Source organism: Bacillus cereus group sp. MG20, assembly GCF_040459885.1.
Taxonomy (GTDB): domain Bacteria; phylum Bacillota; class Bacilli; order Bacillales; family Bacillaceae_G; genus Bacillus_A; species Bacillus_A cereus.
Genome location: NZ_JARVHF010000001.1, coordinates 3390966 through 3407734 on the forward strand (window position 1 = coordinate 3390966; position 16769 = coordinate 3407734).

Sequence of the window (16769 nt, forward strand, 5' to 3'; positions counted from 1 at the left end):
AGAACGCGAGGAGGGAGAACGATGGCTGAAGCGTTAGTGAAAAAGAAACTGATGTTAGAAGGTTTAGATTGTGCGAATTGTGCAATGAAAATTGAAAAAGGTGTTGGGAATATAGAAGGAGTAAATTCTTGCTCTGTAAACTTCGCAACAAAGACAATGATCTTAGAAACAGCACAAAATAAAGAAAACGAAGTTGTTACGGAAGCAAAACAACTCGTTACAAAATTAGAACCGCATATTAAAGTGCAAGAAGAACAAAAAAATAAAATTGCTAAAGAAGTATTTATATTAGAAGGTTTAGATTGCGCGAACTGTGCAATGAAAATTGAAAATAAAGTGAAGGAAATGCCAGCTGTCTCAGAAGCAACTGTTGATTTCGTATCGAAGAAACTACGAGTAGAAGTTGCGAATAAAAGAGAACTAGAAGCAACTGTAGCAAATATAACAAATGTCGTTCAAAAGTTAGAGCCAGATGTGAAAGTTGTTCGTGAAGAGAAGAACGGTCATGACCACGGACATAGTCACGATCATGGTGAAGCAAACGTGAAAAAGATGGTAGGGAGATTAGTGGTCGGCGGAATTTTGACAGCAATTGCTGCATTAGCGAGCTTACCACAAATGGTAACAATTCCGTTATTCGTCCTTGCTTATTTATTAATAGGTGGAGATATCGTTTGGAGAGCGGTAAGAAACATAACTCGCGGCCAAGTATTTGATGAAAACTTCTTAATGGCAATTGCAACTGTAGGAGCCTTTGCAATTCAGCAATATTCAGAAGCCGTAGCAGTAATGCTATTTTATCAAGTAGGAGAACTATTCCAAAGCATTGCGGTAAACCGCTCTCGAAAATCAATTACTTCATTAATGGATATTCGTCCTGATTATGCGAATGTAAAGGTTGGAAATGAAACGAAACAAGTATCACCGGAAGATGTACAAATCGGCGATTATATTATCGTAAAACCGGGTGAGAAAGTACCATTAGACGGAAAAGTAGTCGAGGGAACATCAATGATGGATACTTCAGCACTTACAGGTGAATCTGTACCGCGTGAAGTAGAAGTTGGTAATGACGTATTAAGTGGTTTTGTAAACCAAAATGGTGTATTAACAATTGAAGTTACAAAAGAATTTGGTGAATCTACTGTATCAAAAATTTTAGATTTAGTTCAAAATGCAAGTAGTAAAAAAGCACCGACAGAAAACTTTATTACGAAGTTTGCGCGTTACTACACTCCAGTTGTAGTTATTACAGCGGCGATCATGGCGTTTATTCCACCGCTTATTTTAGAAGGGGCTACATTCTCTGAGTGGATTTATAGAGCTTTAGTGTTCTTAGTAATCTCTTGTCCATGTGCGTTAGTTGTATCCATTCCTCTTGGATTCTTTGGAGGTATCGGTGGTGCATCTAAAAGTGGTGTGTTAGTAAAAGGTAGTAACTATTTAGAAGCTTTAAATGATGTAAAATATATTGTTTTTGACAAAACAGGAACATTAACAAAAGGTGTTTTCAAAGTTACAAAAATGGAACCGAGCGAAGGTACTACAAGCGAAGAGTTATTAGAGTATGCGGCATTTGCTGAAGTGTATTCTAACCATCCAATTGCCCAATCTATTCGAAAGGCATATGGAAAATCAATTGATGAAAAAATAATCGATGATTATAACGAAATTTCTGGTCACGGTACAGTCGTAAAAGTACAAGGAAAAGAAATTTTTGCAGGTAATGCAAAATTAATGAGAAAAGAAAATATTGAATTTAAACAACCAGAAACAGTAGGTACATTAGTTCACGTTGCTGTAGATGGAAAATATGCAGGTTATATTGTTATTTCTGATGAGGTGAAAGAGGATTCGAAACAAGCGATTCAAAAGTTAAAAGAACTAGGTATTAAAAAGACAGTAATGTTAACTGGTGATGCAAAAACAGTTGGTGAAGCTGTCGGTAAAGAATTAGGCTTAGATGAAGTTCATGCGGAATTACTACCGCAACAAAAAGTAGAAGAGATTGAAAAAATTGATGCAGCGAAGCATGGAAAAGAAAAAATTGCCTTCGTTGGTGACGGTATTAACGATACACCAGTATTAGCCCGTGCAGACGTTGGTATTGCGATGGGTGGTTTAGGATCAGATGCAGCAATTGAAGCGGCAGACATCGTTATTATGACTGATGAGCCTTCAAAAATTGCGACAGCTGTAAAAATTGCAAAACGCACAAGAAGTATAGTGTGGCAAAATATCATCTTTGCTTTAGGTGTAAAAGGGATCGTTCTATTACTTGGTGCCTTTGGTATTGCAACAATGTGGGAAGCTGTTTTCTCAGATGTTGGTGTGACACTACTTGCAGTGTTAAATGCAATGCGTGTATTACGAGTGAAAGATTTATAAAAAAGAGGACGCAACCTGCGTCCTCTTTTTTATTAGTGATTTTGTTGAAATTGATTCAATAAAATAATATCAAATATTATTTTACTTTTAAATAGCATAATATTAAAATTTGCAAATAAAAAACATTCGTCTTATTATTTTAATATATTTTTTACAAATATCCATATAGTATTGAAAAAAACAGAGAAGGAGAAACTTCTCTGTTTACTTTTGTATGTTTTTTTCAACTTGTTCTCGAACTGTTTGAATGTAATTCATTTTATGATCCCAACATTCTTGGCTTAAATCGACAGGATACTCTTCGGGATTTAAAGTTCGCATGTATTCTTCCCAAAATAGAGCGAGACTCTGTTCATTATATTGTTGAATATCTAATATACTTGGTAGTTCATATGTTCTTTCACCGTTAACGAAAATGTCTTTATGGAGTTCACGGGCTTCAAAGTTTGTTACGAATTTACTTATATATGTGTGAACTGGATGGAACATTTTTAAGCGCTCTTCTTTTTCAGGTTCTTCAGAATCTAACGCAATATAATCGCCTTCTGCATGATTGTTAACCCGATTGATAATACGATAAATTCGTTTCAGTCCTGGAGTGGTAATTTTTTCAGGATTAGATGAAATTTTAATCGTATCATTTAATTTTCCGTCAGTATCTTCAATCGCAACAAGTTTGTAAACAGCCCCTAATGCAGGTTGCTCAAAGGACGTAATTAATTTCGTCCCAACGCCCCATACGTCAATTTTTGCTCCTTGAGATTTAAGGTGCATAATTGTGTATTCATCTAAATCGCTAGAAGCGATAATTTTTGTATTTGTAAACCCTGATTCATCTAGTAGTTTTCGTGCCTTTTTCGATAAATAAGCCATATCACCACTATCAAGACGTATACCATAGAAATCAATACGATCCCCAAATTCTTTTGCAATACGAATTGCATTTGGAACACCAGATTTCAATGTGTCATATGTATCAACGAGAAAGACGCACTTTTTATGAGTTTCAGCGTATTTCTTAAATGCGACGTATTCATCGCGATATGCTTGAACGAACGAGTGCGCATGTGTGCCAGCTACAGGGATCCCAAAGCGTTTCCCAGCACGAACATTGCTTGTAGAGGAGAAACCACCAATAAAGGCAGCACGCGTCCCCCAAAGGGCAGCGTCGAACTCGTGGGCACGTCTTGTGCCGAACTCTAAAAGCTCATCATTATTTGCAGCATGTTTCATACGAGCAGCTTTTGTTGCAATTAATGTTTGGTAATTCACAATATTTAAGAGAGCGGTTTCAATAATTTGTGCTTCACCGAGTGGTGCATCAACGCGTAATAAAGGCTCGTTATTAAATACAACTTCACCTTCTTGCATACTACGAATCGTCCCAGTGAATTTCATATTTTGTAAATAATGAAGGAATTCTTCTTCAAATTGTAATTCTGCTAAATAAGCGATATCGCTTTCAGTAAAGCTGAAATTTTCTATGTACTCTACAATTTTCTCAAGGCCAGCAAAAACAGCATAACCGTTCTCGAATGGAAGCTTTCGAAAGTATAAATCAAACACGGAACGGCGATTATGAATACCATCTTTCCAATATGTATAAGCCATGTTGATTTGATATAGGTCTGTATGTAAGGCATAACTATCGTCTTTATAATGAGTCATCGCGAGAACACCTCCATAATTTGGTTATAGTATACCAATTTTTCACCATTCGTAGCAAAGAAGAGATATTGAAGTGAAGTCAAGAGAGAAAAAAATGAAATTATGCATATTTTTTAGAAAATTTATATTTATCAATTTATATTTCTCCGAATTTTATGTATTATTAGAGTAATGGGGTAATGAGAATGGAGGAGGACAATGCAACAAACATTAGAAAAAATAGGCAAACAAGTCTTTTACAAACGGCTTCAGCAAAAAATGACACAAGAAGAATTATGTCAGGGCATTTGTTCTGTCTCATACTTAAGTAAGATTGAAAATGGAAAGATCGAAGCATCAGAAGAAATTCTACAATTGCTCTGCACAAGACTAGAAATTGCCGTGACGGATTTGAGAGATGTAGAAGAAGATGTGAAGGGGAAGCTAGATGAATGGTTAAATGCACTAGTTCATTTAGACAAGCAACAAGTAGAACGTATATATGAAGAGTTGCAAGGTGAAATGAAGCATGTGTTGGATTTTGAAATTATAAATTATTATAAACTGCTGTATACACGTTATTTAATTATGAAAAGGGATATTTCTGCACTCGAAGAAGAATTAGATAAGTTGAAGAAGGTATATAAAAAATATTCTCCATTTCAGAAGTTGTTATATATGTATAGTAGAGGATTATTGTGCTGTTTACAGTATAGATGGAAGGATGGGCTAGATTACTTATTAAAAACAGAAGTAATGGCCAAAGAACAAGGGTATCATGAAACAGGTTTGTATTATAATATAGCGCTTGCATATACTCATTTAGATATTCATCATCTTGCAATTCATTTTGTAAATATGGCATTAGAAGGATTTCGTAGTGAATATAAGTTTAGAAACATAATTAATTGCCAAATCCTTATTGCGGTAAGTTATACAGAAAAAGGTCAGTATGAAGAAGCTTTAAAAATGTATGAGAGTATATTGAGAGAGGCCACATCTTTTGCTGATAAGGATGTACTATTAGCTATTACTTTAAGTAATATGGGAAGTATCTATTATAAAAAAGGCAAATATCAGCAAGCGAAAAAATATTATTTAGATAGTCTACAACTTCAAAAACAAATAGATTTAAACTATTTAGATACAATATACGAAATGGCATTAGTATGCATTAAATTAGAAGAATTGGAAGAGGCAAGGACATTAATTGATAAGGGAATTGATGCAGCAAAACAGGAAGAGAGATTTAATGCAAAATTATATTTGCTTTTAATGCTTAGATATAAATATTTTGAAGAAGCAAAAGATTATAAAGCATTTTTGGAAAATGAGGCTATCCCGTTGTATAAATCTGCAGGAAATAAAATAGAATTAAAGAAAGTATACGTTGAACTAGCAGAACATTTTTCCAGTTTATCGAGATTTGAAGAAAGTAATCGATATTATAGGTTAGTTATTGATTTAATGAATGATAATAAGGAGGAATAAACATGAAAAAGATGGTATTTGGAGTATTGGCGTTTATATTGACTCTTACAGTTGCTGGAGGAATACATCAATATAGCAGTAAACCTGATATTGTTGGTCAACAAGCTAAAACTGTTGAACAAGTTAATTTATAATCTCCACCCTTTCCAATCGGAAAGGGTTTTTTCAATATTTGTTCCTCAAAATTCTACAAAACTTGAGAAAAAAATTATTTGAATTTTTAGTATATTAATAGTGGAAACATAATGCTAATATGAAACTACTCTTTTTCAAAAAAATTTTTATTAGGGGGAAGGTTCATGAAAAAGAAAAGTTTAGCGTTAGTGTTAGCGACAGGAATGGCAGTTACAACGTTTGGAGGGACAGGCTCTGCATTTGCGGATTCTAAAAATGTACTCTCTACGAAGAAGTACAATGAGACAGTACAGTCACCTGAGTTTATTTCTGGTGATCTAACTGGAGCGACTGGTAAGAAAGCAGAATCTGTTGTGTTTGATTACTTAAACGCAGCAAAAGGTGATTACAAGCTAGGGGAAAAGAGTGCGCAAGATTCTTTCAAAGTGAAACAAGTGAAGAAAGATGCTGTAACTGATTCAACAGTAGTACGTATGCAACAAGTTTACGAAGGAGTACCTGTATGGGGTTCTACTCAAGTAGCTCACGTAAGTAAAGACGGTTCTTTAAAAGTATTGTCTGGAACAGTTGCACCTGATTTAGACAAGAAGGAAAAGTTGAAAAATAAAAATAAGATTGAAGGCGCAAAAGCGATTGAAATCGCGCAGCAAGATTTAGGGGGAACACCGAAATATGAGGTAGAACCAAAAGCGGACTTATATGTATATCAAAATGGTGAAGAAACAACATATGCATACGTTGTAAATCTAAACTTCTTAGATCCAAGTCCAGGAAACTACTACTATTTCATTGAGGCAGACAGCGGTAAAGTATTAAATAAATATAATAAATTGGATCATGTAACAAATGAAGATAAATCACCAGTTAAGCAAGAGGCTCCTAAACAGGATGCGAAAGCAGTAGTAAAACCTGTAACAGGAACAAATAAAGTAGGAACTGGTAAAGGTGTATTAGGAGATACGAAATCACTCAATACAACATTATCGGGCTCATCTTACTACTTACAAGATAATACGCGCGGAGCAACGATTTTCACATATGATGCGAAAAATCGTACTACATTGCCAGGAACTTTATGGTTAGATGCAGATAATGTTTTCAATGCAGCGTATGATGCAGCGGCAGTAGATGCTCATTACTATGCAGGTAAAACATATGATTATTATAAAGCTACATTTAATAGAAACTCTATTAATGATGCAGGGGCACCGTTAAAATCAACAGTTCATTACGGAAGTAAGTATAATAATGCATTCTGGAACGGCTCACAAATGGTATACGGAGATGGAGATGGTGTAACATTCACTTCATTATCTGGTGGAATTGACGTAATTGGTCACGAATTAACGCATGCTGTTACGGAAAATAGCTCGGACTTAATTTATCAAAATGAATCAGGAGCGTTAAATGAAGCGATTTCTGATATCTTTGGTACTTTAGTAGAATTCTATGATAACCGTAACCCAGATTGGGAGATTGGTGAAGATATTTACACGCCTGGTAAAGCAGGAGATGCGCTTCGCTCTATGAGTGATCCAGCGAAATATGGTGACCCAGACCATTATTCTAAGCGTTACACTGGTACTAGTGATAACGGTGGGGTTCATACAAACAGTGGTATCATTAACAAACAAGCTTATTTATTAGCAAATGGTGGTACGCATTCGGGTGTAACTGTAACGGGCATTGGTAAAGATAAGTTAGGTGCAATTTATTACCGTGCAAATACACAATATTTCACGCAATCTACTACATTTAGCCAAGCTCGTGCTGGTGCAGTACAAGCTGCAGCGGATTTATATGGTGCTAGCTCTGCAGAAGTAAATGCAGTGAAGCAATCATTTAGTGCTGTTGGTGTAAATTAAGGATTTAAGGGACAGCTATTAATAAAATACTTCAAAAATAAAGAAGGAGCATAGGCTCCTTCTTTATTTTTTTCTCCATTTTTTCCACAAATAGAACAATCCAATGCAACCTGCGATTGTTACAATCCACTTCGCTTCATTTGTTCCGTTCATAACATGATATGCCGAATATACTTCAATCAATAATGCCGGTATTTTACCTATTGTACTGGCAATACTGAAGGAGAGTAATGACATTTTCCCTAGAGCTGCAAATAAAGTCACGATACTTGATGGGATGAAAGGTATCAATCGAAACGATAGAACGAGTAGAAAGGCCTCTCTACCTTGTACATAAAGAAGACGCTCTACCTTTGGGTACTTATTTACTTTATCGTGAGTGAACTTTTGAAGGCCCATGCGGTAAATATAAAACGAGATAATAGCCCCTAAGGCCTCACCTGCGATCGAAATGATTGTGCCATTTGTTACACCGAAGAGCTGTATATTAATGGCGGTTAAAAAAATACTAGGGATAAAACCTAAAAGACTAATGATGATGTTAATTAAGATACTAAGTGGAATTGCGATTGAATAGTATTCTGTTAAGAAATTTTGAATCGTTTCAGCCATTGTTTAAAATCCTTTATCTTTTTTTGCATTACACCATATTTCGTTTGTATAGGCAAGGGTAAATTTACATAATGTAGAAAAACGTTGATAAGAAGGGGTCTTTATACCTTATATAGGTATTGGGTATATAAAAACAGGGGTATTTTAAATTATTTTGAAAAACACTATAAAAACCTTTATATAAAAGAGTTCTATAGTTATATTATCAGTGTTTTCATCTGGGAAATAATCATAAAATATAGGGGGTATATATTATAAAAGTAGAAAAATAGAGGATTGATGAAATTGCGCGGGTAAATATGGAAAAATAGATGGAAAAAATGAAAACTGATAGATTTTTTCGTTGTGAAATTGACTTTTAGTGAAGTTGCGATAATAATCATGAAAGAGGTGATATGATGAAACGAATAAGTAGTCTTTTCTTGAGTGGTTTATTGGCACTAATGCTGATCTTAAGTGGATGTGCAGGAAAAGAACAAAAAACAGAGAAACAAACAGGGAATCAATCGACATCAGTAGAAAAAATTAGTGATAATATTTTAGATGAAATGGAAGGGCCACCTAAAAATGGTCATACGATTGAAAGACATGTAGGCAAATCAGAAGAAGATTTGAAGAATCGCTTGAAGACAGATAAAGTATCAGCAGCAAGTACATACTATGACAAGGAAACAGCAACGAAAGCTGTAAAAGATAGTTTGAAGCAGCATGATAAGGAAATTCAAGACTGGTTAAAAAATTCTAAAGAGGCTCGTCTCGTACTAAATACAACACATTCATTCCCGGTTGGAAAAACGGTAATAAAGAAAAATATGAGTGTAAAAGACAAGTTGGTAAAAACTGTTACTGTTTTAGCAAGAGATAAGTCAGGAGAATTAGGGTTTAAGATTATTACTTCTTATCCATCTGATAAATAAGAAGGGGGAGTACATTATGTATACGACGTTACAATACTTTCTTAAATCGTACTGTACGTTAAGTGTTCATGAGGATGAAATAGTAAGCGTGATGGAAGAGTTTATTGAACAAGAAGACGAAGAAATTGTTTTGAAATTACGTGATGAATTAATAAATATGAAGAAAAAGAACGCGTGGGAAGAGGCGTGTGTATTAGCTACGAAGCAAGGCAATCGTATGTGGTCTTTAGAAGAAACGAAAGACCATCTTGAAACTTTTTTACTATTACTGCAAAAGAAAAAGGCGTGATATAATCACGCCTTTTTCTTTATGCTATTCGGTGGATATTATCTATTCTTTTGGAGCGCTTTTATATACGCTTTTTGAAATTTGTCCATTTGATATTACTTCCCCGTTTTGTGTTACTTTTTTATACGTAACCGCTGTGATTTTATCACTAGTCCTACTAATTACTTGAGAAGAAACTTCAACATTTTTACCAGTATTTGTACCGAAAATGCGTGTAGTAATACTACCTCCATTTGAAAATGCTTGAATATAAATATGATTGCCCGTATTATTTTTAAATTTTAAATCTGGACCATAATCTGCTACTGCTGCATCTTGCCCAAGTGGTAAATAATTTACTGGCATAGAATGATTGCTTCGAGAAACAATGCCTAAATCTGCCCTTAAAGCTGCACTGTATAATGTACTACTGACTTGGCAAACTCCTCCGCCTGCACTTTGTATTACTTTACCTTGTGAATATACTGCTGCAGATTTATAACCATGTGCAGCATCAGTTACGCCAACGCGACCGTTAAAACTAAATGTTTCATCAGGTGCGACAATAACCCCACTTAAAGTATTAGCTGACTTATTTACGTTAAATGATTGATTTCCGTTACGGCCAGCCATTGGAGTAGAATATTCAGCAATGACTTCTTTAATACCCATTTTCTGTATGTCTTCTGTAGAACGTTCTGGTTTTATGAATGTAACTGGTAATGTAACATCTGATTTACCAGTAGTAATAGCTTCATTTGTTAAACCGCTTAGTTTCCCTTTATCAATTTTTTCTCCGTTTTGGCTTTGACTAACATTTACTGTTGAGCCTTCAATACTTAATTCTGCGTTAACAGGATTTTTTAATGTTTCATTATATTTATCTTTTATAAAGGTTTCATAAGCTGTTGCATTTAATTGTGGTGTTAATTTATAGTCACGTTTTAATTCACCGTTTTCAGCTTGCTTACGCATTTTGTAACGATTCATTACGTTTCCTTCTTGTTCTTTAAAGATTTTGTTAATAATATCTTTCTCTTTATAATTTATCCCTAAATCTTTCCATATGTAAGTTTGTTTATCGTTTTGGAATATGTAGGTAAGGGATTTTTGATCTAATTCAGCTACCTTTTGATTAATAATTGCTTGAATATCTTTCTTATTTTTTCCGTCGAGAGAAATACCTTCAAATGTAGTATTTGGTAATGCAGTAGTATCTAATTGATTATTTAATTTGGATACATATTGATATCCTCCAACACCGCCTACACAAAGTAATATGCCCCCAGCAATTGCAGAACCAATCAGTATTTTACTTAGCTTCATTTATTTCCCCCCAGAAATTTATGTATAAATATATGTATTACATTTTTTGTATAAAAATGATGAAAATAACATTATGTACGTACTAGTATACTATTATTTTCACTGTGTGTGTAATGTTTTCATAAAAAATGTTACATCGCTGTAATAATTGTCACTTCTTGTCACAATGTGTATGAAAAATATGTTGAAAAATATAATAAAAAGGCTGTCTAGAAAGATCTAGCAGCCTTTTTATTATAATTTTTTATGTTCATTTTTATTCGTAACACCGAGATGTTTTTGAAGGGTAGTTGAAATAGTGTCGACGCTTTTTTCATTTGGAACGTAATAATAAATACCACCTATATATTTATCTGTACCTTCTACTTGCATTTTTTCCATCTTTAAATTTGAATCCATTGAATTTTTTGTAATTGTCATCATATCATCAAACGTTAAATTGGTTTTTAAATCTTTATCGACAGCGTCTAGTAGGCCACCGATTTTATTAATGGAATTAAGAGATAGTGCCTTTTCAGCAATGGCCTCTAATACAAGCTGTTGTCGTTGGCCACGCATATAATCACTATCGATATGACGAGTTCTAGCTAGCGCCAATGCTTCTTCTCCATTTAAATGTTGACGTCCTTTTTTAAGATGAATTGCATCTGCTTCATCTTTACTATTTTGCTCTGTGAACTCAACTGGAACGTCTACAGTAATACCACCAAGAGAATCAACAATTTTAATAAAGGATTTAAAGTTGAATTTTACATAGTAATCAACTGGAACATCTAAAAAGTTCTCTACCGTATCAATTGTGCTGTCTACACCACCGAATACGTGCGCATGTGTAATTTTATCGTATTTATCACGTGATTTAATGTAGACGCGTGAGTCACGTGGAATGCTTACAAGTTTAACGGATTTATCGTTTTTATTAATTGTTGCAAGTAATAACGCATCTGTTCGAGTCGCTTTTCCATAACCTTTTTCCCTAATTTCACTTTCATCAACACCCATAATAAGTACGGAAATGTTGTCGGTCATAGGTTTAACAGCTTTTTCACGTTTGCTGGACTTATCTCCTCGACCTAGTTCAGCATAAGCATTATTTAAGACGGACTTTGCTTTACTGTATATATGGAAGGAGTAGCCTCCTGCTCCAAGTGCTACAATTAGTAATGGAATAAGAAGGAACCAAAGTAGGCGTTTTTTCTTTGAGCGTCCTTTTTTGGCTCGCGTATTGTTGTTCGTGTCGGATTTCATCATTTTTTCTCCTTTAAAACTATCAAAGTGTATACATTTAGAAGTGTATTCAAACACATAAAAAATATTTTACGCTAAATAAAAGCGATTGTACATGTATAAAAAATAGATGTCTTGATTATTTATAAGACACCTATTCGTTATTGTATACAAAAGATAGGGATAAGAAAATGATAAAATTTTACCTAATTACAACATAATGCTTACGATAATTGCAGATAAAATACTAACGAGAGTAGCTCCATATAGTAATTTAAGGCCAAACCTCGCAACAACGTTTCCTTGTTCCTCGTTTAGTCCTTTTACCGCACCTGAAATAATACCAATGGAAGAGAAATTGGCAAAAGACACAAGGAAAACAGAAATAATACCAACTGTACGGGGAGAAAGGCTATTAGAAATTTTACTGAGGTCCATCATTGCGACAAATTCATTCGTTACAAGCTTCGTTGCCATAATGCTGCCAGCTGCGACAATTTCAGAACTTGGTACACCGATAAGGAATGCGATAGGTGCAAATACATAGCCGATTAATTGTTGGAACGTAATACCGAATATAATGAGGAACAGGTCATTAATACAACTAATTAATGCGACGAATCCGATGAGCATAGCGCCGACAACAATGGCTACACGAAAACCATCAAGAATGTATTCTCCAAGCATTTCAAAAAAGCTCTGTTTTTCACCTTTGATTTCTAAAATATCTTCGTCATCTTTAACGTCGTAAGGGTTAATGATGAGTACGATAATAAAACCGCTAAATAAATTGAGAACGAGTGCAGTTACTACATATTTAGGTTCAATCATTGTCATATAGGCACCTACGATAGACATAGATACGGTTGACATAGCAGAGGCACAAAGTGTATAAAGACGGTGTTTTGGAATTTGAGCTAATTGCTTTTTCACTGTAATAAAAACTTCTGATTGGCCGACAATGGCAGAGGCGATAGCGTTGTAAGATTCTAATTTCCCAAGACCATTTATTTTACTAAGAAAGTACCCGATCCAATGAATAAAAAATGGTAGTATTTTGAAATGTTGTAATATGCCAATTAAAACAGAAATAAAGACGATTGGTAATAATACAGTAAGGAAAAATGGCATTTCACCTTTATTTGCAAGACCACCAAATACGAAATTTATTCCATCAGCAGCATACTCGAGTAGCTTGGTAAACAAACTGGAAATGATTCTAATTAGTATGAGGCCGACTTCTGTATTTAGTAGTAAATAGGTTAAAATTAACTGTATAATAAGCATGATAAAAATTGGTTTAAATTTAATATGCTTCTTATTATTGCTAGCAATATAAGCGAGCAAGAAAACAACAATTAGTCCGACGAAAAAAGTAATGAATTTCATGATAAGCCCCCTAAAAGAGATATTCTGCTATATATGTTTTTCATTTCAAGAGAGAATATGCATCTTTGGTAAAGAAAGGAATAGAGAGAGTATGAATATATGTAGAGTGCATCACGTTGCAATTATTTGTTCGAATTATGAGACGTCAAAGGATTTTTATACTAGAATATTAGGATTTAAAGAACTTAATGAAGTATATAGAAAGGAACGAGATTCTTATAAATTAGATTTATGTGTAGGAGAAGAGTATCAAATCGAATTATTTTCATTTCCAAATCCGCCTGAGCGCAAAAGTTTTCCAGAAGCAGCAGGTCTTAGACATTTAGCATTTGCTGTTACAAATATAGAAGAAGCTGTGAAGCATTTAAATCAATGTGGTGTTGAGACAGAATCGATCCGTATTGATGAAATAACGGAGAAGAAATTCGTCTTTTTCCAAGATCCCGATGGTTTACCTTTAGAATTGTATGAGGTTTGAAAATTGGTGGATTTTATATAGAGTTGCTTTCCAATAATTGAAGAAACTAAAGTGAAACTTCTTTTTAAAAGGAGGTGTAACTTTAGCTAAGAAAGCTAAAGGACATATGTGGATATTTTAAAATTATTGATGGTAGTCATTCTTATTGGGTTAACAGCATTTTTTGTGGCTGTTGAATTTGCAATTATTAAGGTACGTAGCAGTCGTATTGATCAACTCGTTAGCGAAAAAAGACGAGGTGCACTGGCAGCTAAAAAGGTAACGTCAAATTTAGATGAATATTTATCGGCCTGTCAGCTAGGTATTACAATTACTGCTTTAGGGCTCGGGTGGTTAGGGGAACCAACTATTAAACATTTACTCGAGCCGTTGTTTTTAAAATTACAATTCTCACCTGCAATTTCCAGTACAGTTTCATTTATTATTGCCTTTGCAGTAATTACATTTTTACATGTTGTCATTGGGGAACTTGCTCCAAAGACATTTGCTATACAAAAAGCAGAACAAGTTAGCTTATTGTTATCGAAACCACTTATTTATTTTTACCGAGTTATGTATCCGTTTATTTGGGCTTTGAATGGTTCAGCGAGGGTTGTAACTGGTTTATTCGGATTACATCCAGCTTCTGAACATGAAGTAGCTCATTCAGAAGAAGAATTAAGGTTAATCTTATCTGAGAGCTATGAGAGCGGAGAGATTAACCAAAGGGAATTTAAATATGTAAATAATATTTTTGAATTTGATAATAGAGTAGCAAAAGAAATTATGGTACCTCGTACGGAAGTTGTAGGCTTATATGAGGACGAACCATTTGAAACACATATTAAAGTAATCGCACAAGAAAAGTACACGAGATATCCTGTATTTGGTGAAGATAAAGATGAAATTATTGGGATGGTTAATGTAAAAGATTTATTTATTCGTTATATGGATGGGAATCGGGACGAGGAGTGCTCGATTATGCCATATACAAGGCCAGTTATTGAAGTGCTAGAAAATATTCCAATTCATGATTTACTATTACAAATGCAAATAAAACACATTCCATTAGCTGTATTGTATGATGAATATGGTGGTACAGCAGGGATTGTTACACTAGAAGATATTTTAGAAGAAATTGTTGGAGAAATTCGAGATGAATACGATGAAGATGAGAATCCACCTATAGAGCATGTAAGTGAAGGTTATAAAATCGTAGAGGGAAAAGTGCTTATTAGTGAAGTAAATGATTTGCTTGGCATACATTTAATTGCTGATGATGTAGATACAATTGGTGGCTGGATTATGGTACAAAAACAAATCGTTGCTGAAGGAGATGTTATTGAGAAACACGGTTTTTATTTTAAAGTCCTTGAAAAGGATATGCATCAAATTAAACGAGTGGAAATAAGGAAAGTAGAAGAATGATTTTCTATAAACTTTAATAAAAAGGATATACAGAAAAATAAATGTTTGCGCTTTCAAAAAAGGTGCTATATAGTGAAGGTGGATACTGAAAAATTCTTCTGAATGATACTCGTGTTTTTAGAGGGCGGATTTTTTGGATAAGGATTTAGAATGAAAAAGTATAGGTGATAAAAATGATAGCAACGAAGGATATACGTATAGAAAAAGATTTTTTAGGTGAAAAAGAAGTACCAAATGCAGCTTATTATGGTGTACAAACATTACGTGCCGTAGAAAACTTCCCAATTACAGGATATCGCATTCATCCATCACTCATTACAGCAATGGCAATTGTGAAAAAAGCGGCGGCACTTGCGAATATAGATACTGGTTACTTAGCTAAAGACATTGGACATGAAATTGCAGAAGCAGCGCAAGAAATTGTTGATGGAAAGTTTCATGATCAATTTATCGTGGATCCTATTCAAGGCGGAGCCGGAACTTCTATTAATATGAATACAAATGAAGTAATTGCGAATAGAGCGTTAGAACGTATGGGGTATGAAAAAGGGGTGTATGCGAAAATTAGCCCAAACACTCATGTGAACATGGCCCAATCAACGAACGATGCGTTTCCAACAGGGATTCATATTGCAACTCTTATGATGTTAGAAGAGCTTCTTATTACAATGGAAGCACTTCATTCTGCTTTTCGTAAAAAAGCAAAAGAGTTTGATCACGTTATTAAAATGGGACGCACACATTTACAAGATGCAGTTCCAATTCGCCTTGGACAAGAATTTGAAGCGTATAGCCGAGTGCTTGAGCGTGATATAAAAAGAATTAAACAGTCTCGTCAACATTTATATGAAGTGAATATGGGGGCGACAGCTGTTGGTACAGGATTAAATGCAAATCCTACGTATATTGAACAAGTGGTAAAACATTTAAGAACGTTTAGTGGATTCCCACTTGTTGGTGCAGAGCATTTAGTTGATGCAACGCAAAATACAGATGCATACACAGAAGTATCTGCAGCACTTAAAGTATGTATGATGAACATGTCTAAAATTGCAAACGATCTTCGTATTATGGCGTCTGGTCCACGTGTTGGGTTAGCTGAAATTCAATTGCCAGCACGTCAGCCGGGTTCATCGATTATGCCAGGTAAAGTAAATCCAGTTATGGCAGAAGTAATTAATCAAGTCGCATTCCAAGTAATCGGAAACGATCATACAATTTGCTTAGCATCAGAAGCAGGACAATTAGAGTTAAACGTAATGGAGCCTGTGCTTGTATTTAATTTAATTCAATCTATAAGTATTATGAATAATGGATTCCGTGTATTCCGTGAATATTGTATTGAAGGAATTACAGCAAATGAAGAATTGCTGAAGCAATATGTTGAGAAAAGTGTTGGAATTATTACAGCAGTTAATCCTCATATTGGTTATGAAGCAGCATCTCGTATTGCACGTGAAGCAATTGAAACAGGAAAATCTGTTAGGGAGTTATGTTTAGAACATGGTGTACTGACAGAAGAGGAATTGGATATTATTTTAGATCCATTCGAAATGACTCACCCTGAAATTGCTGGAGCTTCTTTATTAAAAAATAAAAAAATGTAATGTGAAAAACAC

Annotated in this window: 14 protein-coding genes; 9 read left to right on the forward strand and 5 right to left on the reverse strand. The window is 34.5% G+C overall.

Annotated elements, in window-relative coordinates:
- Positions 1 to 21: 21 nt before the first annotated feature.
- Entirely contained in the window at positions 22 to 2388 is a 2367-nt protein-coding gene (locus tag QCI81_RS17370; protein WP_071732246.1) for a heavy metal translocating P-type ATPase, read from the forward strand.
- 204 nt (positions 2389 to 2592) lie between these two features.
- On the opposite strand, the gene QCI81_RS17375 is transcribed toward QCI81_RS17370, so the two are convergent.
- Positions 2593 to 4056, reverse strand: a complete 1464-nt coding sequence (locus QCI81_RS17375) for a nicotinate phosphoribosyltransferase (protein WP_071732245.1) — start codon at positions 4054 to 4056, stop codon at positions 2593 to 2595.
- A 198-nt stretch (positions 4057 to 4254) separates the two neighbouring features.
- Here QCI81_RS17375 and QCI81_RS17380 point away from each other — a divergent pair, with 198 nt between their 5' ends.
- From QCI81_RS17380 to QCI81_RS17390, 3 genes are all read left to right on the forward strand, one after another.
- A complete protein-coding gene (locus tag QCI81_RS17380; RefSeq protein ID WP_001187961.1) occupies positions 4255 to 5526 on the forward strand; it encodes a tetratricopeptide repeat protein in 1272 nt (423 codons plus the stop codon).
- Between the two features lie 2 nt (positions 5527 to 5528).
- The gene (gene nprX, locus QCI81_RS17385; RefSeq protein ID WP_000738910.1) at positions 5529 to 5660 is read left to right on the forward strand and encodes a quorum-signaling peptide NprX; all 132 of its coding nucleotides are present in this window, start codon (positions 5529 to 5531) and stop codon (positions 5658 to 5660) included.
- Between the two features lie 165 nt (positions 5661 to 5825).
- Positions 5826 to 7526, forward strand: a complete 1701-nt coding sequence (locus QCI81_RS17390) for a M4 family metallopeptidase (RefSeq protein WP_071732244.1) — start codon at positions 5826 to 5828, stop codon at positions 7524 to 7526.
- 63 nt (positions 7527 to 7589) lie between these two features.
- On the opposite strand, the gene QCI81_RS17395 is transcribed toward QCI81_RS17390, so the two are convergent.
- Entirely contained in the window at positions 7590 to 8138 is a 549-nt protein-coding gene (locus QCI81_RS17395) for a TVP38/TMEM64 family protein (RefSeq protein WP_000852216.1), read from the reverse strand.
- 398 nt (positions 8139 to 8536) lie between these two features.
- Between QCI81_RS17395 and QCI81_RS17400 the strand changes: the two genes are divergently transcribed.
- Together QCI81_RS17400 and QCI81_RS17405 are read left to right on the forward strand one after the other, a co-directional pair.
- Positions 8537 to 9055 (forward strand): RNase A-like domain-containing lipoprotein, encoded by a 519-nt coding sequence (locus QCI81_RS17400; protein ID WP_000822706.1) that lies wholly within the window; start codon positions 8537 to 8539, stop codon positions 9053 to 9055.
- Positions 9056 to 9071: 16 nt separating this feature from the next.
- Positions 9072 to 9344 carry a hypothetical protein gene (locus QCI81_RS17405; RefSeq protein ID WP_065482127.1) on the forward strand — a complete coding sequence of 91 codons (273 nt, stop codon included), beginning with the start codon at positions 9072 to 9074 and terminating at the stop codon, positions 9342 to 9344.
- Between the two features lie 42 nt (positions 9345 to 9386).
- On the opposite strand, the gene QCI81_RS17410 is transcribed toward QCI81_RS17405, so the two are convergent.
- From QCI81_RS17410 to QCI81_RS17420, 3 genes are all read right to left on the reverse strand, one after another.
- Positions 9387 to 10649 carry a VanW family protein gene (locus QCI81_RS17410; RefSeq protein WP_071732243.1) on the reverse strand — a complete coding sequence of 421 codons (1263 nt, stop codon included), beginning with the start codon at positions 10647 to 10649 and terminating at the stop codon, positions 9387 to 9389.
- Positions 10650 to 10883: 234 nt separating this feature from the next.
- Positions 10884 to 11900, reverse strand: a complete 1017-nt coding sequence (locus tag QCI81_RS17415; RefSeq protein ID WP_002153524.1) for an LCP family protein — start codon at positions 11898 to 11900, stop codon at positions 10884 to 10886.
- Between the two features lie 186 nt (positions 11901 to 12086).
- Complete coding sequence (locus QCI81_RS17420) at positions 12087 to 13265, reverse strand: NupC/NupG family nucleoside CNT transporter (protein WP_071732242.1); 1179 nt, start codon at positions 13263 to 13265, stop codon at positions 12087 to 12089.
- Between the two features lie 91 nt (positions 13266 to 13356).
- Here QCI81_RS17420 and gloA2 point away from each other — a divergent pair, with 91 nt between their 5' ends.
- The 3 genes from gloA2 (at position 13357) to aspA (ending at position 16757) form a co-directional block, all read left to right on the forward strand.
- Positions 13357 to 13743 carry an SMU1112c/YaeR family gloxylase I-like metalloprotein gene (gene gloA2, locus QCI81_RS17425; protein WP_001017676.1) on the forward strand — a complete coding sequence of 129 codons (387 nt, stop codon included), beginning with the start codon at positions 13357 to 13359 and terminating at the stop codon, positions 13741 to 13743.
- 108 nt (positions 13744 to 13851) lie between these two features.
- Complete coding sequence (locus QCI81_RS17430) at positions 13852 to 15150, forward strand: hemolysin family protein (protein WP_071732240.1); 1299 nt, start codon at positions 13852 to 13854, stop codon at positions 15148 to 15150.
- 173 nt (positions 15151 to 15323) lie between these two features.
- Entirely contained in the window at positions 15324 to 16757 is a 1434-nt protein-coding gene (aspA, locus tag QCI81_RS17435) for an aspartate ammonia-lyase (protein ID WP_071732239.1), read from the forward strand.
- Positions 16758 to 16769: the final 12 nt, after the last annotated feature.